We start from the raw sequence: 25,552 nt of genomic DNA on the forward strand, positions 1-25,552 counted from the left end.
ATTACCTACTTTCTTTACATTAAATGATACGGTTGCATATCAATTGAAATTAACAAATCTTCTTTTTTTATTTCCTCCGAAAAAAGCGCAGCAATCTTCCGAAGTTTTGTTTGTAAATGCGGTTCATTTCTGTATTTTATCATGCATTGATATCGATATCTATTCTTTATTCGCGGTATAGGAGATGGAGTCGGACCTAATAATATCGTTTGATTATGAACAACACTGGATAATTTTTGTACAAATTGTTGTGTTGTGTGAACGGCTTTCACTTGGTTTGTATGTGTAACAGTAATAAGTGCTAAAAAGAAATAGGGTGGGTAATGGAATGTTTTTCGCATGACCATTTCCTTTTTATAAAAGCTTTGATAATCATACTGACTTGCTAGTTGAATGCTATAATGATCAGGAGTATATGTTTGCACAATAACTTTCCCATTCAATTCATGTCTACCTGCGCGACCACTTACCTGCGTTAAAATTTGGAATGTTTTTTCAGATGAACGAAAGTCTGGCAAATGCAGCATAGAATCTGCGGTTAATACGCCAACTAATGTGACATTTTCAAAATCAAGCCCTTTAGCAATCATTTGTGTACCCAACAAAATATCAGCCTGTTTCGTTGCAAATTGGTGCAGTAGCTTTTCATGGGACCCTTTTCTCCTTGTCGTATCAACATCCATGCGAATAACACGCGCTTCTGGTATTAGTTTTAATAAAGCTTCCTCAACCCTTTGTGTGCCTGTTCCGAAATAGCGAATGGTTTCACTTCCGCAATCTGGACATTGCGTCGGCATTTGTTCCTCATATGCACAGTAATGACATTTTAACCGATGACTATGCTTATGATAAGTTAAAGCAATATCACAATAAGGGCACTCTTTAACATGACCACAATCTCGGCACATAACGAATGTAGAGTAGCCTCTCCGATTTAATAATAGTACGATTTGTTCCCCTTTTTGCAAACAGGCCTCTATTTCTTTTTTCAAGGATCTAGAAAACATCGTTCGGTTACCAGCATGTAATTCTTTACGCATATCTACAATTTCTACTGGGGGCAACGGCTTGTCATTTGTTCGTTTGTCAAGCGTTTCTAGTTGATAAACACCTTTACTTGCTCTAGCATAAGATTCTAACATTGGCGTTGCACTTCCCAAAACAACAGGGCATTGATGATTCATTCCCCGTTGAATGGCAACATCTCTTGCATGATAACGCGGCTGATCTTCCTGTTTATAGGTCAATTCATGTTCCTCATCGATTATAATGACACCTAAGTTTTCAAATGGGGCAAAAACAGCTGACCTTGCACCGACAACAACTTGTACTTCTTTACGTTGTATGCGACGCCATTCATCGTATTTTTCACCTGCAGATAAAGCGCTATGCATGACTGCTACATTCGAACCAAACCTTCCTTTAAATCGTTTAACCATTTGTGGCGTTAACGATATTTCTGGAACAAGGACAATAGCTTCCTCTCCTTTTTCAATGACTTCCTGAATAACTTGTAAATATATTTCTGTCTTTCCACTTCCCGTTATACCATGTAATAAAAAGACATCATGCTGTCTGTTTGTTACTGTTTCTTTTATAGGTTTAATCGCTTCTGCTTGTTGCTCTGTTAATAATAACGGTTCTGTTTTAGTAAAATCTCCGACTGCGTAAGGATCACGATAAATCTCTTGTTGAAAAATTTCTAACAATCCTTTCTTACGTAATGCATTTACTGTGCTATCCGTTGTACGTAGCTGCTTAAGCAAATAGCGCTTTTCAACTGGTTTTCGGTTTTGCAAAAAAAAGTGAAGAATTTGCTTCTGTTTTTTGGCTAGTTTAGATAAGTCTAAAGCCGCTTCCTCTAACTCATGCAACGGTTTGGCAGGACGGACCATCGTTAAAAATTTTTTTGTGATTCGAGACTTTACTAAATACTCAATTGCTATATCGCCAGCTTGTACCGCTTCTGACAAACGAATATATCTTATATCAGAAGCAATAAATTCTTCATATGGAACAACATCTCTACCTGCAAACAAAAATTCCAGTTCCTCAGACAAACGAGCTTCTGAAAGACGTACGATTTCCTTTTTATAAGTGGCTTTCAATACTTGTGGTAACATCGCCTGAAAGGTCGTTATTTGCAAACTTATCGTTTCATAAGCTAACCATTTTCCAACACGTAATAATTCTTTTGTCAATACAGGTTCAAGATCAAGAACATCATTAAGAGACTTTAGCTTAGAGAATTCAGAGCTACTTGCCTTTTCTACTACAAATCCCATCACTTTTCTCGGACCAAATGGCACAATAACCCGAACCCCCGGAGCAACAATATCAAGAAATTTTTCTGGAATGAGATAGTCAAACGTCTGGTCGATGGAACTAGCTGGAACATCGACAATTACTTTTGCTATATTCACAATTATTGACCCTCCAAGTCTTCATGAATCAGTTTAACAATTTGTTCAGCTATCACCTGCTTTGTATTCAAAGCGAGCTTTTCCTCTCTCCCTTGTTTATTCAAATACGTAACGGCATTTGTGTCCCCAGAAAATCCGGCACCTTCAAGAGAAATATCGTTAACAATAATTGCATCAAGGTTCTTTTTCTGCAACTTTTTATAACCATTTTCGATCGGTGTTTCTGTTTCAGCAGCAAATCCTACAAGAAACTGATCCTCTTTTTGGTCACCCAACGTCTGTAATATATCTCTTGTACGTTCCATCTCGAGGTATAACGGACCAGGTTGCTTTTTCATTTTATGATCATACGTGATGCTCGGACGATAATCAGCAACAGCTGCAGCTTTAATGATAATATCACTTTTAGTAGCGTGCTCCAGCATAGCTTCATACATCTCCTCAGCAGTTGTAACATCCACTCTTTCAATTTGATGATGTTGCACTTGCATTTGACTTGGACCAGCTACCAACGTAACGGAAGCACCTGCATTAGCAGCTGCTTCTGCTATCGCAAAGCCCATTTTTCCGGAAGAACGATTCGTAAAATAACGAACTGGATCTATTTTTTCTTGTGTCGGTCCAGCAGAAATCAACATTTGCTTTCCTTTTAGAAATAGTTGTGCTTTTTTCTGTTGATGTACTTCTATCGTTTGTATAATTTGCTCCGGCTCTTCTAATCTGCCTTTTCCTACATAACCACAAGCCAAATAACCGGATCCAGGTTCGATAAAATGATACCCCCATTCTACTAAAGTTTGCATGTTTTTTATAACTGCTGAATGTGCATACATGTGCACATTCATTGCAGGAGCAATATATACATCTGCTTGGGTAGCAAGTAATACCGTCGATAACATGTCATCAGCAATTCCATTGGCAAGCTTTCCGATTATATTTGCAGTTGCTGGAGCAATAATTATAATATCAGCCCAATCAGCCACATCGATATGAGCAATTCTTTCTGGGTCTTTCTCATCAAATGTGTCCGTATATACAGGGTTACGGGTAAGCGCTTGAAATGTTAAAGGTGTAACGAATTTCATTGCATTATCAGTCATGATCACCTTTACATTTGCTCCTTGCTGTGTCAACTTACTAGCGAGACTACAAGCCTTGTAAGCTGCTATCCCTCCAGATACACCCAATACAATATTTTTGGAATAAACCATGGTTTTTGCCCCTTTCTTTTCATCTTCCAGTTGACCATGTTGTATTTGTTACTTCATTTTAAATAGGCCTATGCAGAAACTCCCTCGCAACTATATTTGCGAGGGAGTCTCTACGCTTCATTATGATAACCTCTTTCATCATCCCTGCAACTGGGAGACATTCCTTATAATTGACTTTTTCCCGCCTCTTCGTCAATAAATAACTTTCCTGCTTGAACTTCTTCCAGTGCCATACCAACGTATTGATAGGATTTTGGGTTATCAATTAACACTTTCTTCGTTTCGCTAATTTGTCTAGCTCTTCTGGCAGCGAGTGTAACAAGGCTATATTTTGAGTTAACTTTTTTTAATAAAGAGTCAATCGATGGGTCTAGCATTATAATTCATCCTCCAATAATTGTTTATATTGTTTTGCAATGCGCTCCCGCTTTAAGTGTTCACTTTGAATAATCGCTTGAATTTTTTTCACAGCTAGAGCAACATCATCATTTACAACTACATAATCGTATTTGTCCATCATCTCAATTTCTTTTCTTGCCTCTTTTAGTCTGTTTAAGACAAGGTCTTGAGATTCTGTTCCTCTATGAACAATTCTATTTTTTAACTCCTCAAGGCTAGGTGGAAATAAAAAGATAAACACACCTTCGGGGAAGTTCTCCCTAACTTGTAAAGCACCCTGTACTTCGATTTCCAAAAATACATCATACCCTGATTCCAATGTTTTTTCTACATATTCACGGGGTGTACCATAATAATTATTGACATATTTCGCATATTCTAACAGCTGGTTTTCTTTAATTAGTTGCTCAAAATCCTGCTTGGATTTATAAAAATAATCTACGCCTTCTTTTTCTCCTGGACGTTTTTCACGGGTCGTCATAGAAATGGAATATTTTAAATCTGTATCTTGATTAAACAACGCTTTACGCACTGTTCCTTTCCCGACTCCGGAAGGCCCTGAAAGAATAAAAAGAATCCCTTTTTCTTCAATCAAATTATTTCCTCCTAATTATCGTCTGTAATTTCTTCATGACTCAATACACGTTGACCCACTGTTTCAGGTTGAACTGCAGACAGTACTACATGATCACTATCTGTGATGATAACTGCTCTTGTTCGTCTTCCGTAAGTTGCATCTACTAACTTATTATTTTCTCTGGCAACTGTAATAATTCGTTTGATTGGAGCTGATTCAGGCGAGACAATAGAAATCACTCGATTCGCTGAAACAACATTCCCAAAACCAATATTTATTAGTCGTAAACTCAATATGAACCCTCCGTATATTCTTTCTCTCTATAATTTTTATATTCCGTTCTAAAAATTGCTTAAATAGTGTATTACAAATGTCCCTTATTTCTACATTGCTTCGCTTCGTTTTTATAACGAAGCGATACTCCTTAACGATTTTTCTCTTAACAAGACATTTGCGACTGAACCGGGCCTTCATATCACTTTTTTAACAATTATGTTATAAAAACAATTCCATTTCAATTTTTATATCAATGATATAAGATAAGAACGCCTTCCTTTGTTACACTATAGGGAAGTATAAAATTTTCAGGGTTTATGTATAAGCAAAGCGATGGTGTTTTATCGCTAGAAAGACTTGGCGATCGCCAAGTCTTTCTAATGCTCATGGATACCCTGTTCAAGGTGTTTGCACGAGAAGATAGAAAAACTCCGGTTATGAATGCAGGCTGTTTTTAACAAAGTATTACTATAGTTACATATAAAAATGTTGGCGTTAATAGATAAGATTTATAAACGATTGCTAGTTAAACACGAATGAAGTCACAAATATGTTTTCAACCTTTATTCATATTATACGTAAAAAAAGGTGCTTAACACAACTATTACTCCATATTTTGCACTTGTTCTTTAATTTTTTCAATTTCACTCTTAATCAAAATGGTATATTCACTAATTACTGTATCAACGGATTTCGAACCAATTGTATTTGCTTCACGAAGTAATTCTTGAGCAATAAATTCTAACTTCCTTCCAATCGGCTCTGTTAATATGATTGTTTGCTCCATCTGTGCTAAGTGGCTATGCATACGTATTATTTCTTCAGTAATATCGCCTTTTTCAGCTAATAAAACAATTTCTTGATATAATCTAGCTGTATCTTGTAGCGGTTCTTCCATAAAATGATCGGATACTCTACGTTTAATTCGCTCTCGATGTGCAGTTAAAGCAAACGGTTGACGTCCCTTTATTTTTTCTACATATTGTACTAGATTATGTATACGTGTCCGTAAATCTTTTAATAGAGAGACACCCTCTTTTTCCCTCATTTCTAATGCTTGTTTACTCGCATGATTGACTGCATTCATTAACAAGGAAATGTATTCATCCGATATGTTGTTCTCCTTTTCGGATACAGAAAATATCTCTGGAAAGCTAGTAATAACCGTCATTGGCAAATCTCCATTAAGCTGATATCGCTGCTTCAACTCTTGTAACTGCACCATGTATTGATCTACTAGGTCCCAATTTGCTTCCACCGTTTTTTGTAGTAATGTTTCTCCATAAATTTGAATATATAATTCTACTCTTCCACGTTGAAAAAAGGTTTGGAGTATCCTTCTAAGTTGATCCTCCAAAAATATACATTGACTTGGGATTTTCATACTTACATCAAAATATCTATGATTCACCGTTTTAACCTCAACTGCTATCGTTAGCTCATTCGTACCAACCTTCGCTCTTCCGTAGCTCGTCATACTTTTTGCCATACTAATCACTCCATCTATATCGTATTATACCCTCAGTTCCTTTTTATTGAAAAGAGATATGGTTGTCCGTTCTATTACAATCTCAATACTAGTCATTATTAATGTATAGAGAAAAAGACAGTTGATTTAAGAAAATAAATAGTCACTTCGTCCTCCATGCAAAAGGAGCGTGCCATATGTTACGACGGCACGCTCAAATAGTTACTATTATTTTTTAGTGAAACCAAAAATAACGGTCGGTAACGCACTAAGAGCTAAGATTAACGCCCAGTCTCTTAAATTTAAAGATACTGTATGAAAAATAGGTTGTAGTGGCGTCCAATAAATAACGACTAATAACAGTACAAGAGATGACAACACAGCTAATACAAGATACATATTTTCAAATGGGTTTCTTGCAAAAATAGACCGCTCACTCCGACAATCAAATACGTGAATCAATTGCGCCATTACTAATGTGGTAAAAGCAATTGTTTGGGCATAAGTTAGATGAGTTGGGTCATTTTGATACGCAATGATAAACCCGATGAGGGTGACAGCACCAATTACGATCCCCCTACTAATGATTTTATAGCCTAGTCCACGGGCAAATACTCCCTCATCTATACTCCTTGGATGTTTCTTCATCACATCCCCTTCTGCTTTATCCATCCCTAAAGCCATTGCTGGTAGTCCATCTGTAACTAAGTTCACCCATAAAATTTGTACAGGTACAAGTGGTAATGGTAAGGAAAGTAACATAGCAAACAACATAACTAAAATCTCACCAACATTGGAAGCTAACAAATAGCGAATAAATTTTCGTATATTTTCATAAATCGTTCGTCCTTCTTCAATTGCAGCTTTTATCGTAGCAAAATTATCATCCATTAGTATAAGCGAGGAGGCTTCTTTTGTTACATCTGTTCCGCTTTGCCCCATACTAATCCCAATATTACTCGCTTTTATAGCAGGTGCGTCATTTACGCCATCACCTGTCATCGCCACCACATGCCCCTTTTGTTGAAAAGCATGGACGATCCTTAATTTATGTTCTGGGGTAACACGTGCAAACACATAAACATCTTCAATCGTATCTTCCAATTCTTGTTGAGACATATTGTTCATTTGATATCCTTCTAGTACGTTCCCATCTTCTGGCATTAGTTCTAAGTTTAACGCAATCGCCCGAGCCGTTTTAGCGTGATCTCCTGTAATCATGACAGTTTTAATACCAGCGTTACGGCATTCTTGAACTGCTTTCTTTACTTCTTTCCGAGGTGGATCCATCATCCCGTAAACACCGATAAAAGTTAAATCTTTTTCAAGAACAGATGATAAAGCATCTTCATCATTGGACAACGGCTTTACAGCAATAGCTAGTGTACGTAATGCTTTTTCAGCCATTTGATTAATAGCTTGCTCAATTGCAACTTGCTTTTGGGCTTTTAGAAGCTGCTTTCCTTCTTCTTCTAACACATATGCTGATCGAGGTAATAAAACTTCTGGTGCACCTTTCGTAATTAAAAAGCGACGTTTCTCCTTATCTTCCACAATGACACTCATCCGTTTACGATCGGAATCAAACGGAAATTCCTTAATAATGTTATAGGCTTGTTTATCTTCTTCACTTAGTCCGATTTTTCTAGCAGCAATAACTAATGCCCCATCAGTTGGATTACCATCAATGGTATATTTACCTTTCTTTTTAGCAAGTGAAGCTTGATTGCAAAGCAAACCATATAAAAGCATCGTTGACAAATGAGGAGAACTGTTCTTTATTTTTTCGTCGTTGTAAAAAAAATCTCCTTGTAAATCATATCCATCACCAGTTACATATAGCTGTTTTCCATGAAGCAATACTTCCTTTACTGTCATTTTATTTTCCGTCATTGTTCCCGTCTTATCTGAACAAATAACCGAAGCACATCCCAATGTTTCAACTGCGGACAATTTACGAACGATTGCTTTTTTTCTTATCATACGTTGAACACCGAGGGAAAGTGCGACCGTTACAATAGCTGGCAAGCCTTCCGGAATAGCAGCAACTGCAAGCGAAACACCGGCTAAAAACATCGTATAAGCTGGCTGACCTTGTATAACACCTAATACGACGACTAAAGCAGTAAGAAGTAAGGCAATAACAATTAAAAACTTACCTAATTCTGCAAGTTTACGCTCTAGAGGTGTCATCACTTTCTTTGTATTTGCCATTAGAGAAGCAATTTGCCCCATAACCGTCTGCATGCCAGTGCCAACAACGATGCCAATTCCTGTTCCGCGAGTGACTAATGTCCCCATAAATCCCATATTAACTTGATCTTGCGCATCTAATTTAGCACGGTGGATAGCTTGGGCATGTTTTGATACTGGAAGCGATTCTCCGGTTAGTGCTGATTCTTCCGTTTCTAAACTATCTGAACGAATAATCCGTATATCTGCTGGTATACGGTCACCACTTGAAATCCGAACAATATCGCCAACAACTACATGTTTGGAAGGAATTCTTTCCCATTTTTTATCACGTAGAACATAAGCCATAGGGGCTGATAATTCTTTTAATTTATCAAGTGATTTTTCTGCCTTTTGCTCTTGAAAAAAACCGATACAACCATTGACGATTACAATAACCATAATTGCAATTGCATCAATATATTCACCTAACAGACCCGCAATTAATGTCGCTGCTAACAGAACAAGTACCATAAAATCTTGAAATTGCTTTATAAAAATCAACCATTTTGACATTTTTTTCTGCGCTTCTAAAACATTTTCTCCGTATTGCTTACGTCTTTTTTCCACTTGCTTAACAGATAAACCACGGTTAGCAGTAACGTGCAATTTTTTTTCTACATCTTCTACTTCTAACTGATACCATTTCATCCTGCATTCCTCCAGATTCTTACCTTTCAATCTTTTAAAAGAGTTCTATTCGATCGGTTGCTCCTTTGTACTACCTCTTTCCATATATGATATGTATGCAGACTTGTCCACAAAAATGCTATAATTACCATTGAGGTGATTAAGATGCCATTTGATGGTATAGTAACGTACGCGACAACGAACGAACTGCATACCAAATTAACAGCGGGGAAAATAACAAAAATCTATCAACCAACGGAAACGGAAGTATTATTTACCATTCGAAATCGTGGACAGAATACGGTTCTTTTATGTTCTATCCACCCTACTTACTCCCGAATACACCTAACCGAAGAAATGTTTCAAAATCCAAAAGAACCACCAATGTTTTGTATGGTGTTGAGAAAATATTTATCTGGAGCCATCATTAAAAAAATTGAACAACGGGGTTTGGAAAGAATTATCCAATTCACAATACATTCACGAAATGAAATTGGAGACATAACCGAGAAAAAATTAATAATGGAAATTATGGGGCGCCATAGCAATTTATTGCTTGTAGACGGGGAAGATGGACATATTATCGATAGTTTAAAACATGTTTCCAGCTGGCAAAATCGCCACCGGACCATTTTACCTGGACAAACTTATCAGCTGCCACCAGAACAAAATAAATTAAATCCGCTTTTAATCCGTCCAGAACAACTTATTAAAAAGCTAGATTTTAATGCTGGAAAATTAGACACCCAAATTGTAAACCTACTTAGTGGATTTTCACCTGTCGTTGCCAAAGAGATTGTTCATCAAGCCCATTTAGGTAATGAGAAAGTATATGAGCAAATATTTACTGACATGCAGCAACAACTGTTAGATAAAGACTTTACTCCTGTGATCTATCGAAATCAAAAAGAAGATTATCATGTTCTCCCACTAACGCATTTAAAAGGAGAAAAACAAACTTTCTTGACAACAAATGGCATGCTTGACCAGTTTTACACTGGAAAAGCAGAAAGAGATCGAGTGAAACAGCAAACGAAGGATTTAGCACGCTTGTTAAAAAATGAATTAGCTAAAAATAAACGGAAACAAAAAAAGCATGCACAAACGATGCAAAAAGCGCAACGAAAAGAACACTACCAGAAAGCAGGAGAATTGCTGACAGCTCACTTACATCTCGTAACGCAGGGTGACAAGCAAATAACCGTAGTAGACTATTATGACCCTGAACAAAAACAGTTAACCATTGATTTAAATCCATTGAAAACACCAAGTGAAAATGCACAGGCATACTTTAAGACATATCAAAAACTAAAAACTTCAGAATTAAAAGTGAAGGAGGAGATAGCAAAAACAGAGCAGGAAATGGAGTATTTAGAGAGATTACTTCAGCAAATTGAAACAGCAAGCATACAGGATATTGAAGAGATTCGTGAAGAACTTCGCGATGAAGGCTATTTAAAAAAACAGAAAGCAACCAAGAAAAAGAAAGCAAAAACAGCCAAACCAGTACCTGAAAAATATATTGCATCTGACGGAACAACAATATTAGTCGGTAAAAATAATAAACAAAATGAATATGTAACGATGAAATTAGCTGCTCGCGATGATATTTGGTTGCACACGAAAGATATACCTGGCTCACATGTTATTATTCGTTCCGCTACTCCTTCAGAAGACACCATATTGGAAGCAGCTCAACTTGCAGCTTATTTTAGTAAATCACGTCAATCCTCGTCCGTTCCAGTAGATTATACAAAAATTCGTCACGTAAAAAAACCGAATGGTGCAAAACCAGGCTTTGTAACGTATGATAATCAAAAAACAGTTTTTGTTACGCCTAATGAACAACTCATCCACAAATTAACACCATAAAAAACGAAGGCTAATCGCCAAGTATAGTGGCGAAAGCCTTCTTTGATCGCTAACTTATTTAGCAAGATAAATGTTTTCAAATTTAAACAGCTTGTGGTTTTAAGTGTACATCGATATTTCCTCTAGTCGCCTTGGAATAAGGACATACTTGATGCGCTTTTTCCACAAGTTCCTCTGCTTCGTTTTGATCAACACCTTTTATTTTCACTGTTAACTCTACACCGATTTTAAAACCATTATCGTCCGTATCTTTTAGAAAGCTAACAGCTGCTGTCGTCAAGGAATCAATTTCTTTCTTTTCTTTGGAAGCAACTAAATTTAAGGCACCATCAAAACAAGATGCATATGTTGCTGCAAAAAGCTGTTCTGGGTTTGACCCCTTGTCTTCTTTATTCGTAGCTGGATTTACTAGTTTAAGATCAATTAAACCGTCATCTGATTGTACATGACCATCACGTCCATTTTTTGCTGTCGCCTTCGATGTAAAAATTACATTTGCCATCTTTAAGCACTCCTTTTTTATAGACCATAATCCCATGATCAAAATTACTTAAACACTTGATTTCTGTATGTCACCATTACTTTATGATTTGCAAGTAACAGGGTGCCATTAGAAACCACGTACTAGTAATATACCTTCCTATTCGCACTTTTAAACATCAAGATTTAGATGGCGTTAAAAAGGATGTCAATTCTTCTATAAAATGATTCACTTGTGGTAAAGAACGAATTCCCTCTTGAAAACAAACCCATGTTTTTCTAGAGACAGGTTCCCCATTTAACAGAAGCGGTAAATAAGGATAGTCTTCTTTCATAAAATCAGAGACACTTTCAGGTAACACAGCCATTCCTAACCCTTGCTTCATTAATTGCTTGCACGTCTCTATTTGATCAACCGTCATTGTTTTAATCGGTTTTATTTTATCTTGATGTACATAAAGCCAATGATCTACTAATTCATGCATACTATCATCAGAACTAAATGCAATGAGTGGACGTTCTTTAATAGAATCTGCAGGAAACGCTTCTGTATCAAAAATATATAATGGATCATCAAATAATGGAAGACAAGTAGTCTCTTTCAATTTTTCACCACGGATAATACAAACATGATAATCTTTATGATTTCGTTTAATGTCTTCACTAATACCTGTCACTAGATCGATGGCAACTTTAGGGAATTTGGCTGTAAATCTTCCTAACAAAGCTGGTAAATACCGTTGCGAGATAAGGGAAGAGCAAGCAATCGATAATGTTCCTTGCACATCGTTACTAGATATAGCTAATTGATTTTGCAATGCATTTTCTCGTTGTATTACCTCCATAGCGTGTTGTAAAATTATTTCCCCTTCTGGTGTTGGAATAAGCTTCTTCGGGGTACGAATAAATACATTATGTCCAAAATATTCCTCCATATATTTCAAACGTTGGGTTACTGCAGGCTGAGAAATCAGTACTGTTTTTGCTGTACCACGAATGGTTCCAATTTCTTGCAACTTTAACAATAGTTTGTAGTCGTCTATTTTCATAAACTCCACTTCCTCACTTTGTTTTTCTTTAAATAATCTGATAAAAATGGCTTATCAAATACTATAACTATTCAATATTTTAATTATATCATGACATGTTTTATGCTTAAGATACAAGATAAAATAATGACCTAGGGAGGAGTTTATGCTGGAAAAGGAATTAGTAAAAAAAACGTTTGCTAAACGTCCACAAGATTATGTAACAAGTACTACGCATGCATTGGGAATTAGTCAAGAAGTAATAAGTACATGGCTAAACCCTGCACCTACAATGGAAATGTTAGATATAGCAACAGGAGGGGGACATGTTGCTAAACAATTATCCCCGTATGTACGTATCGTATACGCAACGGACTTAACCAAAGAAATGCTTGCAAATACGAAACAACATTTACAAGCACTAACTAACCTTATATATATTATGGCAGACGCAGAACAACTGCCCTTTTTAGATGCTTCATTTGACCTCCTCACATGTCGAATTGCCGCACATCATTTTCCAAATCCTGACCAATTTATTTGTGAAGTAAAGCGCGTATTAAAAAAGGATGGAAAATTCCTGTTCATTGACAATATCGTTCCAAACAATAAACAGCACGCGATATTCATGAATCAGGTGGAAAAAATGCGAGATGAAAGCCATGTCAAATTCCTTACGAAAGAAGAGTGGGGTTGTCTGTTTAAACAACATGGACTAAAAATAAGTCAGCAACATACTCATAAAAAGACGTTATCTGTTAATAAGTGGCTAGATCGCACTTTATGTCATGAAGATGAAAAAAACAACGTCAGCAAACGTCTATTACAAGCAGATACAGATATCACAAACTATTATCAAATTAAAAACAGAAATGAGAAACCACTGCAGTTTTCTATTGATGAATGGTCGGTTTTAATGGAACATGAAAAATAAAGTATGACCTTTTCTTCCTCACGGATTGCTCTTAGCCATATAAAAACGGAGGTCTAATGTAAGATTCAATACAATAGCCCTCCTTTCCATACGTAACCTTTTACTAGTTGAGACTTTCTCTCCAAGCCAATAATTGTTTGCTATCCATTTGATTAATCTTGCCATCAGCTTCTAGCACTTGAATGAATGCATCAAATCCTGTAATCGTATGATAATGGAAACCAGATTCACGAAAAGCCACCTCCGCTTTTCTCAACCCATATGTAAAAATGGCTAACACACCTGTCACCTCAGCTCCAGCTGCATGTAAAGCTTTGGCTGACGCAATAGCTGAGCCACCTGTAGAAATTAAATCTTCAATCACAATTACTTTTTGGCCTTGCTTCACTTCTCCTTCAATTTGATTACCTTTCCCATGCGCTTTCGGCTTGGAACGAACATACACCATTGGCAAATCAAGCGCTTCAGCTAACCACGCGGCATGCGGTATACCTGCTGTTGCACAACCAGCAATACAATCCAATTGAATTTGTTGTTCTTTTATAATCCTTGCAAATGCTTGGGTGATTTTTCGGCGTACAATTGGGTACGACATCGTTAAACGATTATCGCAATAAATTGGTGATTTAATTCCTGATGTCCATGTAAAATATCCTTCTGTTTTAATCTGTACGGCTTTTATTTGTAATAACTCACGTATAACCTCTTCACCTGTTGCCATTTGCCCACGCTCCTTTAATTTGATCATATGCTTGTTTCGGTGAGTCAGCTTGCGTTACTGTTCTCCCTACAACGATCACACTAGCTCCATGTTGTTTGGCATAGCTTGGGGTAGCAATTCTTTTTTGGTCGTCATCTTGTGCATCCACCAATCGAATCCCAGGCGTGACCGTTAAAAAAGAATTGCCACATACATTCTTTACAGCATTTGCTTCGTAAACGGAACATACTACGCCATCCGCGCCGCTTTGTTCAGCAAGCTTTGCAAAATGAAGTACATTACTTTCTAACGTTCCAGGTAGCCGCAAATTTTGTTCCATATTTGTCTGATCCATAGATGTTAGAATCGTAACTGCTAATAATTTGGTCTGAAAACGCGTATTTCCTTCCACTAATCCTTGCTTTGCTGCCTGAATCATAGCACTTCCACCTAAAGCATGAACATTGACCATATCTACTTCTAATTTTGCCAAATTACGCATCGCTTTTTTTACTGTTGTTGGTATATCATGTAGTTTTAAATCTAAAAATATGGAATGCCCATTTTGCTTTAATTTTTCTATTAACGCTGGGCCTTCACGATAAAATAACTCCATCCCTATTTTTACTGGAACACCAATTAAATCATGCCTTGTTAAAAATTGATTCGTTGTATGCCAGTTTGGAAAATCTAATGCCAGATAAATTGATGCAGTCATTAAACAATCCCCTTTCCAATGGCTTCTTTTACGGAGCTAAAACTATACTGCATTAGCGTATGTGGTAATTGTTCAATAATTTCCTTACATACGTACGGGTTTTGAAAATTAGCTGTACCAACAGCAACAGCACTTGCTCCTGCTAATAGAAATTCTAATACGTCTTCCGCGTGCATAATGCCACCCATGCCAATAATTGGAATAGAAACATGTTGTTTCACCTCATAAATCATTCGTATAGCGATTGGTTTAATGGCAGGTCCAGATAACCCGCCCGTTTTATTCGCAATGACTGGTTTTCTTGTGGCTAAATGAATTTGCATACCTGTCAGTGTATTAATCATAGACAAACCGTCTGCTCCTGCTTTTTCAACCGCTTTTGCCATGCCTACAATATCAGCAACATTCGGTGATAATTTAACATAGACCGGGAGATTTGTAGCTTCTTTTACAGCTTCAGTGACTTTCTGCGCCATAAAGGGATCTGTACCAAATTGAATACCTCCTTCTTTTACATTGGGGCAAGAAATATTCAACTCCAAAGCAGCTACTTGATCCGTATGCTGAAAAGCTTTGGCAACCTGCCGATACTCTTCAATCGTACTTCCTGCTATATTAGCAATTATTGGTATTGAAAATGAAGCGAGAAATGGCACCTCTGTTGCAATTATTTTTTTTACGCCAGGATTTTGTAGTCCAATAGCATTTAACATTCCAGCAGACGTTTCCGCTACCCGAGGCGTGGGGTTACCAAACCTAGACTCCATTGTTGCTGCTTTCATAATAACTGCGCCCAGTATACTAAGATCATAAAAATCACTATATTCTCTACCGAATCCAAAACAGCCAGAAGCTGGCATGATTGGGTTCTTTAGTGATAAACCTGGTAATTCCACTGCTAGACTCATTTTAGTTGCACCTCCTCTGCTGAGAAAACAGGGCCATCCTGGCATATTTTTTTATATCCTCCATGATCATCTGTTGGAATGACACAAGCAAAGCATGCTCCTATTCCACATCCCATCCGTTCCTCAAGAGATAGATACCCTGGAATATTATTCCAACGTTCTTTTACTGCCTGCAGCATTGGCAGTGGCCCACAGGAGTAATACTCGTCAATAGAAGGTAGTGCCTCCTTAGAAATATTGGTAACAAATCCTGTTTCACCGTAAGAGCCGTCATTCGTTACAACAATCGTTTTCCCTAACTCTTCAAACTCCCCTTCATAAAACACATGTTCCTTTGATTGGAAACCTAGTACAGCTGTTATCGTCACTCCGCTTTCTGTTAACTTTTTAGCTAAGTAGTAAAGTGGTGGCACACCTATGCCTCCTCCGACGATTAAAACCGAATTCTTGGTAGCATTCACTAATGGAAATCCATTTCCATTCGGACCTAACACGTCAATGACATCACCAATTTGATAAGTGGATAGCTTTCTTGTACCTTCACCAAGTATTTTAAACAAAATCGTAACTGTATGAACAGAAGGATCAGCATCAGCAATGGAAATGGGACGTCTGAGCATATGTCCATCAACATGTAAATGAAGGAATTGCCCAGGAACTGCTATTTGACTGACAGCCTTATTTTCAAGCACCATCTCAACTGTATCAAGGGCAACGGTTTGTTTTGATTTAATCTTTAGAAGTTGTTGCATTAAATCACGACCTTTTTCTGTTCCATTGGTTTAGCTTGAAACGTCATCGAATCTATAATGTACAAAATTGCATTTGCTGTATCTAAATTCGTTAAACAAGCAATGCCATGTTCTACAGATTCTCTCCGAATCCGAAAACCGTCAGAGCGTGGTTGTTTTCCAGAAGTTAATGTGTTAATAACATATTGAACTTCCCCATTCTCAATAACAGAAAGCACATTTGGTTGTTGCGAACCAATTTTACCTACTTTTGTTACAGGAATATCGTTTCGTTGAATATAGTCAGCGGTACCTTCTGTTGCATACAATTGAAAGCCTAGTTGATGGAATCGCTTAGCAATATGAATCATCTCTTCTTTATCTTTGTCTGCTACCGTTAATAATACACTTCCTTCCTGCGGTAATGTAAGCCCAGAAGCAATTAAGCCTTTGTATAGTGCTTTTTCTAATGTTTTATCATAACCAATTGCCTCACCCGTTGATTTCATTTCTGGTCCTAAGATCGTATCTACACTGCGTAACTTCTCAAAGGAAAAAACCGGAACCTTTACCGACACTTGGTCATCTTCTGGCAATATACCTGTTTCATACCCCATATCCGTAAGCTTCTCCCCTAGGATACATTTGGTTGCTAAATTTGCCATCGTTACACCAGTAATTTTACTTAAAAATGGGATTGTCCGGCTTGCTCTTGGATTCACTTCCAATACGTACACTTGGCCTTCACTAACAATAAATTGAATATTAATTAACCCTTTTACTTGTAATGCATGAGAAATTTTTGTAGCTGCGTGTAAGCATTGATCTTTTACGTTTTGACTTAATCGTTGCGGTGGATATACAGCAATAGAATCTCCAGAGTGAACTCCCGCTCGTTCAATATGCTCCATAATTCCAGGAACAATAACTGTTTCCCCATCACTAATTGCATCTACTTCTACTTCTAACCCAGTAATATATTTATCAATTAATATCGGATGTTGGTCATTTATATGCCCTGTTTTTGCTAAATAAGCTGCAAGCTCTGCATCATTGTATACAATTTCCATTCTCGCTCCACCAATGACATAAGATGGACGAACAAGTACAGGATAACCTATAGACATAGCTACTTCTTTAGCCCGCTCCATCTTCATGACTGTTTTCCCTTTAGGGCGTAATAACTGTAACTGATCCACAAGTAATTCAAATTTGTCTCTGTCTTCTGCTTGATCAATGGCTCGTAAGCTCGTTCCTAATATCTCTACTCCCCTACGTTCTAACCCAGCTGCAAGATTAATAGCCGTTTGACCGCCAAACTGAACAATAACTCCTTCAGGCTGTTCCAGTGCAATGACATGCATGACATCTTCTAAAGTGAGCGGTTCAAAATACAATTTGTCTGAAATACTAAAATCCGTTGATACCGTTTCAGGGTTGTTATTCATAATGATTGCTTCGTATCCCATTTCTTTTAAAGCCAATACGGAGTGCACCGTAGCGTAATCAAACTCAATTCCTTGCCCAATTCGAATTGGGCCTGAACCAAGTACCAGTACTTTTTTACGATTAGATACAAGGGATTCATTTTCCAATTCATAGGTGCTGTAAAAATAAGGCGTTTCCGAAGCAAATTCAGCCGCACAGGTGTCTACCATTTTATATACAGGAAGAATCTCATGTTTTTTCCGCAAAGCGTAGACTTCATCTTCCGCTTTTCCCCATAAGCGGGCGATATGTGGATCAGAAAACCCACGCTCTTTTGCTTGTCTTAGTATGTCAGGAGATCCTACATACTCCAGCAAAGCCTCTTCCATTACAATTAATTTTTGTAATTTCACTAAGAAAAATCGGTCAATTTTCGTAATTTGAAAAATATCTTCAATCGTCATGTTTCTTCGAAGTGCTTCTGCTAATACAAAGATTCGTTCATCATCCGCTTTTTTCATTCGTGCTTGCAAAGCTTGTTCATCTAATGTCGTTAAGTTTTCTAGCCACAGTTCATCTGTTCCTATATCCAACGAACGAACGCCTTTTAGCAGAGATTCTTCAAAATTTCTTCCAATTGCCATTACTTCCCCAGTTGCTTTCATCTGTGTTCCTAATTTCCGATCTCCTGTAGTAAATTTGTCAAATGGGAAACGTGGAATTTTCGTAACCACATAATCAAGTGTTGGCTCAAAGCATGCATATGTTTTACCAGTAATCGGATTAATAATTTCATCAAGTGTTAAACCAACAGCAATTTTTGCTGCCATCTTTGCAATGGGGTAACCAGTAGCTTTTGATGCTAATGCAGATGATCTACTCACTCGTGGATTCACTTCGATAATGTAATATTGAAAGCTATTCGGATCTAGTGCAAGCTGAACATTACATCCTCCTTCTATTTCTAAAGCACGGATAATTTTCAAGGAAGCATTACGTAATAGCTGATATTCACGATCACTTAATGTTTGCGATGGAGCAACGACTATAGAGTCCCCTGTATGAATACCAACTGGATCAATATTTTCCATGTTACACACAACGATAGCCTGGTCGTTCTTATCACGCATTACTTCATATTCGATCTCTTTAAATCCAGCAATGTTCTTTTCGATTAAACATTGATGAACCGGAGAAAGTTTTAAACCGTTTTGAGCAATTGTTAGCAACTCATCCTTCGTATTACACATACCTCCGCCAGTTCCTCCTAATGTATAGGCAGGACGAACTATAACAGGGTAACCTATTTTATCGGCAAATGCACAAGCTTCCTCCACAGTATGAACAATTTGGCTCGCAGGCACAGGCTCATTTAGTTCATACATTAAATCTCTAAATCTTTCACGGTCCTCTGCTTTTTGGATAGCTTGCAAGGAAGTTCCCAATAAAGTGACATTATATTCTTCTAAAATCCCTGTTTCATCTAATGCAACGGCTAAATTCAACCCTGTCTGACCACCTAGTGTTGGTAATAAAGCATCTGGTTTCTCCATTCGTATAATTTTGGTTAAAAATTCAACGGTTAACGGCTCCATATATACTTTATCTGCTACTGTATGGTCCGTCATAATTGTTGCTGGGTTAGAATTAGCTAATACAACAGTATAACCTTCCTCTTGTAATGCTTGGCACGCTTGTGTTCCTGAATAATCAAATTCAGCTGCTTGACCAATCACGATTGGCCCTGATCCAATTACTAAAATCTTAGACATCAACTTACTTTTAGGCATATACTTCTTCCCCCTTCATCACTTGCTCTGTTAGCTTTAAGAATGAGTCAAATAGATGGTTCGTATCTTCTGGGCCTGGAGAACTCTCTGGATGATATTGTACGGAAAAAGCTGGAAATAATTTATGTTTTATGCCTTCTACGGTACCATCGTTTAACGCTATTTGTGTTAACTCTAAATTTGTTTTTGCAAGCGATGCTCGTTGTACTGCATAACTATGGTTTTGTGAAGTAATATACGTTTTATTTGTAAGTAAGTCTTTTACGGGATGATTTGAACCACGATGCCCAAAAGTCATTTTTTCCGTTTCTGCTCCACAAGCTAAAGCAAGCAGCTGATGGCCTAGACAAATACCGAATACAGGAAGCTTCCCGACAACTTGTTGCAACATATTCATCGTCTCTGGTACATCTTTAGGGTCTCCAGGTCCATTTGTAACAAGTAATCCGTCTGCTTTTAAACGGAGGATGTCTTCTGCTGAATAATTGTAAGGAACAACTGTAATATGACAATTTCGCTTCGTTAATTCACGTAAAATTCCGTGTTTCATTCCACAATCGACCACAACAATCCGTTTACCTCGTCCTGGTACAACATAAGGCTTTAAAGTAGATGTTTTTTGTACTTGATTTTTCGCTAAATCTGTCTTATGTAGTTTCCGCACTATTTCTTCTGAAGGAATTGTAATGTCAGCAATTGCTCCTTTCATTGTCCCCTGTAAACGAATTGTTTTGGTTAATTTTCTCGTATCAATTCCAGCTATTCCAGGAATATGGTTTGCTTTTAAATAATCGTCCAACGTTTCTTCACTGCGGAAATTAGAAGGATATTCAGCAACCTCTTTCACAATAAATCCATGGATAAATGGTGTTACAGTTTCCATATCATCACGATTAATTCCATAATTACCTGTTAACGGGTAAGTCATCATAACAATTTGTCCGCAATAGGACGGGTCCGTTATTACTTCCTGGTATCCTGTCATTCCTGTATTAAACACTACTTCTCCTATAGCTTCTTGGGTACTACCAAATCCATCACCGATAAAAACAGTTCCATCCTCTAATACTAACTGACGTTTGCCCATTATTTTACCCCCTCATAAACGATGTTTCCAGCTGCTATCGTTAGCGTTGGAACACCTTGCACTTCCCACCCATGAAACGGTGTATTTTTTCCTTTAGAATAAAAATTATTTTTATCAATTTTATCTGTTTGTTGTAAATCAATAAGTACAAGGTCAGCTATAGAGCCTGCTTGCAATGTACCATATGGTAATGCAAATATTTCCGCTGGTTTTGTTGCGAGCCAAGAAACAAGTTGTTGCAAGTTGACTTTTTCTGTCAAAACAAGATGTGTATAGAGTAAGGAAAATGCATGTTCTAAACCTACAATTCCAAACGGAGCAGTTAAGAGTCCTTGTTCTTTTTCTTCCTTTGCATGTGGTGCATGATCCGTTGCAATAAAGTCAATCGTACCGTCGATTAATCCATTTAAAAGCGCCTCTTGGTCCTGTTTAGATCGTAATGGGGGATTCATTTTAAAATTCGTATTAGCAGTGTGAATATCTGTTTCATTTAACAATAAATGATGTGGTGTTACCTCCGCTGTTACACGAATTCCAGCTCTTTTTGCATCTCGAATTATTCGTACAGACTCTTTTGTACTAACGTGACATACGTGATAATGGCAACCCGTGGCCTCTGCCAATAGTACATCTCTAGCAATTTGCACAGACTCAGCTAGAGATGGAATACCAGGAGCATTTAATCGTTTACTCACTTCTCCATCATGGACTACACCACCATAAACAATGGAATTATCTTCACAATGAGCAACAATTGCTTTATTTTGTGCCTTTGCCAATTTCATTGCTTGAAGCATTAAATCAGCTGTTTGGACTCCGACACCATCGTCTGTAAACGCAAAAATACCCGCCTGCGCTAATGCAGGAATATCTGTTAGTTCTTTACCGTACAGTTGTTTCGTAATTGCAGCATATGGAAGAACACGAACGACAGCATCCTCCTCAATTCTTTGCTGCAATTTTTGAACTGTCTCAACTTCATCAGGAACAGGATTCGTGTTTGGCATCGCACAAACAGTAGTGTATCCACCTCGAGCAGCTGCCTTCGTTCCTGTAAGAATGGTCTCCTTATGTTCACCTCCGGGCTCGCGTAAATGGATATGGACATCGACGAAACCAGGAAGAGCCAATCGTCCCTTTCCGTCGATTTCCATGTCGGTCTGTTCATCTATTTCAAAAGCTATTTTCATTACCTTATCATTTTCAATCAGAATATCTCTTTTAACTAACTCCCCCGTAGGTAAAAGATGTTTGATGTTTTTCACTAATTTTTTCATCCATAATCCCCCATTCTTTTAGTACACTACTCATTATTGCCATTCTTGCATAAACACCATTATTCATTTGCTTAAAAATCCTTGAGCGCTCACACTCCACTAAATCTGTATCAATTTCCACATTTCTATTTATTGGTGCAGGATGCAGAAGAATAGCATGTGATTGCATTCTTTTTTCTCGTTGCTTCGTTAAGCCATATTTATCTAAATAGCTTGTTGTTTTGTCATACGCTACTTGATGTCTTTCATGCTGAATGCGTAATAGCATAAGTACATCTGTCATCTCTACGGCTTCGTCCATAGATATATAAGGAAAAGGGAGTGAGTAGTCTTTGCATCCTTCAGCTGCAGTTAAATACACATTGGCGCCCATTTTTTGTAACGTATACGCATTCGATTTGGCTACGCGGCTGTGTGAAATATCCCCTGCAATGGCTATATTTATTCCTTTAAATCGATGAAATTCTTGATAAATCGTTAGTAAATCTAACAAACATTGCGTTGGATGCTCTTTCTTTCCTGCTCCTGCGTTAATGATTGGAATAGATAATTTACTCCTTAATTCATCCGTCCAACAATCATCCTGATGTCGAATAATTAACAGGTTAGCACCAATAGCCTCAAACGTTTTAGCTGTATCGTATAGCGACTCACCCTTTTGCGTGCTGGAAAACTCTTCGTTAAAATCTAAAATATCCAACCCTAATTTGCGCTGTGCAACGATAAAGCTCATCTTTGTCCGAGTGCTCGGTTCAAAGAATAAATTTGCTGCAAAGAGTTGCTGATCGATATAAAATGAAGCTTTACGATAATGCTCCGCTAATTGTAAAAAACTCATAATCTCCGCTTCTGTCCAATCATCTAATGAAATAAAATGTCGCACCATCTTTCTTCACTCCTTTAGTTATATTTGAAACAAACTTTTTTTAAGCAATTCACGTTTTTTATCCTGTTGAACAAACATGTAGTATTGATCAATGGCGTAAGCGTCCGTTTAGCAACGTGGCGAATGCTGTAGTTTTTCTTATCTAAACCTTTAAACTCGTACTTTCCTATAGGTATAAAAAACCTCTTTGCGCTAAAAGGTCGCAAAGAGGTAAACGTGTAGTGTATACACGTATTATCTTGGACAACCTTTCAGATCTCTCGTACCTGATTAAAGGTCTAATCAAAATGCTTATTTCTCGTATATAGAAACTGTGTCTGTAGTCCCATCAATTTCTTCAAGTTTTACCATAATTACTTCTTTTTCGGATGTAGGGATATTCTTTCCTACATAGTCAGCGCGTATTGGAAGCTCACGATGACCTCTGTCAACCAAAACACCTAATTGAATTTGTGCTGGTCTTCCAATGTCCATAACCGCATCCATTGCTGCCCGTACGGTTCTTCCTGTATATAGAACATCATCAATTAACACTACATTTTTGCCATTGATATCCGTTGAAATGTGGGTTGCTTTTAGGTCTGGATCTTCTCCTTCAATGGCTTTATCCAAGTCATCTCGGTATAATGTAATATCAAGATCACCGACTGGCACTTCCATGTTTTCAATTTGGTTAATCTTTTTTTGCAAACGCTTTGTGATTGGTACACCTCGTGTTTTTATACCAACAAGGACCAAATCTTCTCCGCCCTTATTTTTTTCTAATATTTCATGGGCAATTCTCGTTAACGCTCGATTAATTGCTGATGCATCAAGTAAATCTGCTTTTTTCTTCATTTTTATCACCGTCCCATTTTAATTAGTTGTTTCCACTCCATACTGCTTTTCTCATTCGGGACTCAATATGCTCCGAGTAGACGACATACAAAAAGCCCTTTTATCCATGAGGAAAAAGGGCATACTGTTTTAGAGTCATTCCGTAACCTTTTTAGCCTCACTGGACTATGTTTAAAGGAGCTATTTAATTCTTCTTTGTAAGTATGGCAAATTACGTTTCATTTGTCAATACATTTTTTGAATATAAACAAGCAAATCATGAAAATAAGTCGGTAACTCTGTAGTAAAATGCATTTCTTCATTATTGATTGGATGGTTAAAGCGTAGCTCTTTCGCATGCAATACTTGCCCATTTGTAGGCAATGTTTTTCTTGGTCCATATTTTGGATCTCCTACAATCGGATAACCAATATACTTCATATGAACACGTATTTGATGCGTTCTTCCTGTCTCTAATTGACATTCCACATGAGAAAAATCTTGGTAAGGTTGAAGGACGCGGAAATGCGTAATAGCTTGCTTACCATTGTCAACAACAGCCATTTTTTGTCTGTCTTTCGGGTCTCTGCCAATGGGAGCTTCTATTAATCCTTTTTCATGAGGAATTTGACCGTGCACAATGGCTTGATATGTTCGCTTCATTGTTTTTTGAACTAACTGATTAGCCAATTGTTGATGTGCCTCATCATGCTTTGCTACTACAAGTAATCCACTCGTATCCTTATCAAGCCGGTGAACGATACCGGGCCTTTCTACTCCATTTATTCCAGATAAATCAGTACAATGATAAAGTAAAGCATGTACTAACGTCCCACTCTGATGACCAGCAGAAGGATGGACAACCATCCCCTTAGGTTTATTTACGACTAAAATATCCTTATCTTCATAAACAATATCCAAATCAATGGCTTCGGGTATTAATAATAAAGGTTGTGTCTCTGGAACCATCCATTCAATCCGATCACCTTGCTGACATTTATAATTTGGTTTTACACATTCACCATTTACTTTAACATAAGCTTCTTCAATCCATGATTGTACACGCGAACGAGAAACATTATTATTTTGCTCTGCTAACAACTTATCAACGCGTGTCTTATGCTCATGTTCACCAACTATATATTTATTCTTTGTCATGATGCTATTTTCCCTTTCTTTCGTTCATCAAGAAACATGGTAATAATTATGAAAAAAACGCCTACGACTAAACTGGCATCTGCTATATTAAAAATTGGGAAATCATAACCAAAGATAATAGAATCAAAAAAATCAACTACTTCTTTGCGAAACAAGCGATCAATAAAGTTACCAATCGCGCCTCCCAACACAAAACTTAATGCAATTCCTAATAGTTTACTCTCTTTTGCATATGCTTGTATGTAATAGACAACAACAGCTACAACAATCACCGTAACAATATAGAAGAAGGTCATTTGTCCTTCTAGTATTCCCCAAGCAGCCCCTGTATTACGATGGGAAGTAATGTAGAAGAAATTCTCTATCAGGGTGATCTGCTCTCCCAGTTCCATTCTCGTCACTATTAGCCATTTACTAGCCTGATCAAGTACAATAATTAATAGTGCAATCATATAATACCAATACATGTTCTTTCCTCCGAAATTTTGTTTTAAAACTTTAGTTTAATGGTAAACGTTACAAG

21 protein-coding genes and 1 pseudogene are annotated in these 25,552 nt (G+C 37.4%); 2 read left to right on the top strand and 20 right to left on the bottom strand.

Features of this window, described 5'->3' with window-relative positions:
• Window positions 1-14: 14 nt before the first annotated feature.
• The 7 genes from priA to BUB45_RS03255 form a co-directional block, all read right to left on the bottom strand.
• The gene (priA, locus tag BUB45_RS03225) at window positions 15-2,423 is read right to left on the bottom strand and encodes a primosomal protein N' (RefSeq protein ID WP_073005189.1); all 2,409 of its coding nucleotides are present in this window, start codon (window positions 2,421-2,423) and stop codon (window positions 15-17) included.
• Between the two features lie 2 nt (window positions 2,424-2,425).
• Window positions 2,426-3,634, bottom strand: coding sequence for a bifunctional phosphopantothenoylcysteine decarboxylase/phosphopantothenate--cysteine ligase CoaBC (coaBC, locus tag BUB45_RS03230; protein ID WP_073005191.1), 1,209 nt, complete (start codon window positions 3,632-3,634; stop codon window positions 2,426-2,428).
• Between the two features lie 164 nt (window positions 3,635-3,798).
• Window positions 3,799-4,014 (bottom strand): DNA-directed RNA polymerase subunit omega, encoded by a 216-nt coding sequence (rpoZ, locus tag BUB45_RS03235; RefSeq protein ID WP_101934024.1) that lies wholly within the window; start codon window positions 4,012-4,014, stop codon window positions 3,799-3,801.
• Window positions 4,011-4,628: a guanylate kinase gene (gmk, locus tag BUB45_RS03240; RefSeq protein WP_073005195.1), complete on the bottom strand. Its 618-nt coding sequence runs from the start codon at window positions 4,626-4,628 to the stop codon at window positions 4,011-4,013. The genes rpoZ and gmk overlap by 4 nt, the downstream gene beginning before the upstream one ends.
• A gap of 11 nt (window positions 4,629-4,639) precedes the next feature.
• Complete coding sequence (gene remA, locus BUB45_RS03245) at window positions 4,640-4,903, bottom strand: extracellular matrix/biofilm regulator RemA (RefSeq protein ID WP_073005196.1); 264 nt, start codon at window positions 4,901-4,903, stop codon at window positions 4,640-4,642.
• Window positions 4,904-5,490: 587 nt separating this feature from the next.
• Complete coding sequence (locus tag BUB45_RS03250) at window positions 5,491-6,375, bottom strand: YicC/YloC family endoribonuclease (protein ID WP_073005198.1); 885 nt, start codon at window positions 6,373-6,375, stop codon at window positions 5,491-5,493.
• Window positions 6,376-6,582: 207 nt separating this feature from the next.
• On the bottom strand, window positions 6,583-9,237 hold the full coding sequence (locus tag BUB45_RS03255) for a calcium-translocating P-type ATPase, SERCA-type (protein WP_073005200.1): 2,655 nt from the start codon (window positions 9,235-9,237) through the stop codon (window positions 6,583-6,585).
• A 144-nt stretch (window positions 9,238-9,381) separates the two neighbouring features.
• On the opposite strand from BUB45_RS03255, the gene BUB45_RS03260 reads away from it, so the two are divergent.
• Complete coding sequence (locus BUB45_RS03260; protein WP_073005202.1) at window positions 9,382-11,088, top strand: Rqc2 family fibronectin-binding protein; 1,707 nt, start codon at window positions 9,382-9,384, stop codon at window positions 11,086-11,088.
• A gap of 82 nt (window positions 11,089-11,170) precedes the next feature.
• On the opposite strand, the gene BUB45_RS03265 is transcribed toward BUB45_RS03260, so the two are convergent.
• Both BUB45_RS03265 and BUB45_RS03270 read right to left on the bottom strand, forming a co-directional pair.
• Complete coding sequence (locus tag BUB45_RS03265; protein WP_073005204.1) at window positions 11,171-11,590, bottom strand: organic hydroperoxide resistance protein; 420 nt, start codon at window positions 11,588-11,590, stop codon at window positions 11,171-11,173.
• Window positions 11,591-11,747: 157 nt separating this feature from the next.
• Window positions 11,748-12,617 (bottom strand): LysR family transcriptional regulator, encoded by an 870-nt coding sequence (locus tag BUB45_RS03270; RefSeq protein WP_073005206.1) that lies wholly within the window; start codon window positions 12,615-12,617, stop codon window positions 11,748-11,750.
• Window positions 12,618-12,762: 145 nt separating this feature from the next.
• On the opposite strand from BUB45_RS03270, the gene BUB45_RS03275 reads away from it, so the two are divergent.
• Window positions 12,763-13,530 carry a class I SAM-dependent methyltransferase gene (locus tag BUB45_RS03275; RefSeq protein ID WP_084723519.1) on the top strand — a complete coding sequence of 256 codons (768 nt, stop codon included), beginning with the start codon at window positions 12,763-12,765 and terminating at the stop codon, window positions 13,528-13,530.
• Between the two features lie 103 nt (window positions 13,531-13,633).
• On the opposite strand, the gene pyrE is transcribed toward BUB45_RS03275, so the two are convergent.
• The 11 genes and pseudogenes from pyrE to lspA all read right to left on the bottom strand — a co-directional run.
• Window positions 13,634-14,251, bottom strand: a complete 618-nt coding sequence (pyrE, locus tag BUB45_RS03280) for an orotate phosphoribosyltransferase (protein ID WP_073005208.1) — start codon at window positions 14,249-14,251, stop codon at window positions 13,634-13,636.
• Window positions 14,238-14,948 carry an orotidine-5'-phosphate decarboxylase gene (gene pyrF, locus BUB45_RS03285; protein ID WP_073005210.1) on the bottom strand — a complete coding sequence of 237 codons (711 nt, stop codon included), beginning with the start codon at window positions 14,946-14,948 and terminating at the stop codon, window positions 14,238-14,240. Before pyrF ends, pyrE begins: the two co-directional genes overlap by 14 nt.
• A complete protein-coding gene (locus BUB45_RS03290; protein ID WP_073005212.1) occupies window positions 14,948-15,856 on the bottom strand; it encodes a dihydroorotate dehydrogenase in 909 nt (302 codons plus the stop codon). Before BUB45_RS03290 ends, pyrF begins: the two co-directional genes overlap by 1 nt.
• Window positions 15,853-16,608: a dihydroorotate dehydrogenase electron transfer subunit gene (locus BUB45_RS03295; RefSeq protein WP_073005214.1), complete on the bottom strand. Its 756-nt coding sequence runs from the start codon at window positions 16,606-16,608 to the stop codon at window positions 15,853-15,855. Before BUB45_RS03295 ends, BUB45_RS03290 begins: the two co-directional genes overlap by 4 nt.
• The gene (gene carB, locus BUB45_RS03300; RefSeq protein WP_073005216.1) at window positions 16,608-19,805 is read right to left on the bottom strand and encodes a carbamoyl-phosphate synthase large subunit; all 3,198 of its coding nucleotides are present in this window, start codon (window positions 19,803-19,805) and stop codon (window positions 16,608-16,610) included. The genes BUB45_RS03295 and carB overlap by 1 nt, the downstream gene beginning before the upstream one ends.
• Complete coding sequence (gene carA, locus BUB45_RS03305) at window positions 19,798-20,892, bottom strand: glutamine-hydrolyzing carbamoyl-phosphate synthase small subunit (RefSeq protein WP_073005218.1); 1,095 nt, start codon at window positions 20,890-20,892, stop codon at window positions 19,798-19,800. Before carA ends, carB begins: the two co-directional genes overlap by 8 nt.
• A complete protein-coding gene (locus tag BUB45_RS03310; RefSeq protein ID WP_073005220.1) occupies window positions 20,892-22,169 on the bottom strand; it encodes a dihydroorotase in 1,278 nt (425 codons plus the stop codon). The genes carA and BUB45_RS03310 overlap by 1 nt, the downstream gene beginning before the upstream one ends.
• Window positions 22,114-23,052 (bottom strand): aspartate carbamoyltransferase catalytic subunit, encoded by a 939-nt coding sequence (locus BUB45_RS03315; RefSeq protein WP_073005712.1) that lies wholly within the window; start codon window positions 23,050-23,052, stop codon window positions 22,114-22,116. Before BUB45_RS03315 ends, BUB45_RS03310 begins: the two co-directional genes overlap by 56 nt.
• A gap of 294 nt (window positions 23,053-23,346) precedes the next feature.
• Window positions 23,347-23,892, bottom strand: coding sequence for a bifunctional pyr operon transcriptional regulator/uracil phosphoribosyltransferase PyrR (gene pyrR / locus BUB45_RS03320; protein ID WP_073005222.1), 546 nt, complete (start codon window positions 23,890-23,892; stop codon window positions 23,347-23,349).
• A 225-nt stretch (window positions 23,893-24,117) separates the two neighbouring features.
• Window positions 24,118-25,029 (bottom strand): RluA family pseudouridine synthase, encoded by a 912-nt coding sequence (locus tag BUB45_RS03325; protein ID WP_073005224.1) that lies wholly within the window; start codon window positions 25,027-25,029, stop codon window positions 24,118-24,120.
• Window positions 25,026-25,505 (bottom strand): annotated as a pseudogene (lspA, locus tag BUB45_RS03330) (signal peptidase II); the annotation flags it as partial. The gene BUB45_RS03325 and the pseudogene lspA, both read right to left, overlap by 4 nt.
• Window positions 25,506-25,552: the final 47 nt, after the last annotated feature.

The sequence above is a fragment of the Virgibacillus chiguensis genome (assembly GCF_900129865.1).
GTDB classification, from domain to species: domain Bacteria; phylum Bacillota; class Bacilli; order Bacillales; family Amphibacillaceae; genus Virgibacillus; species Virgibacillus chiguensis.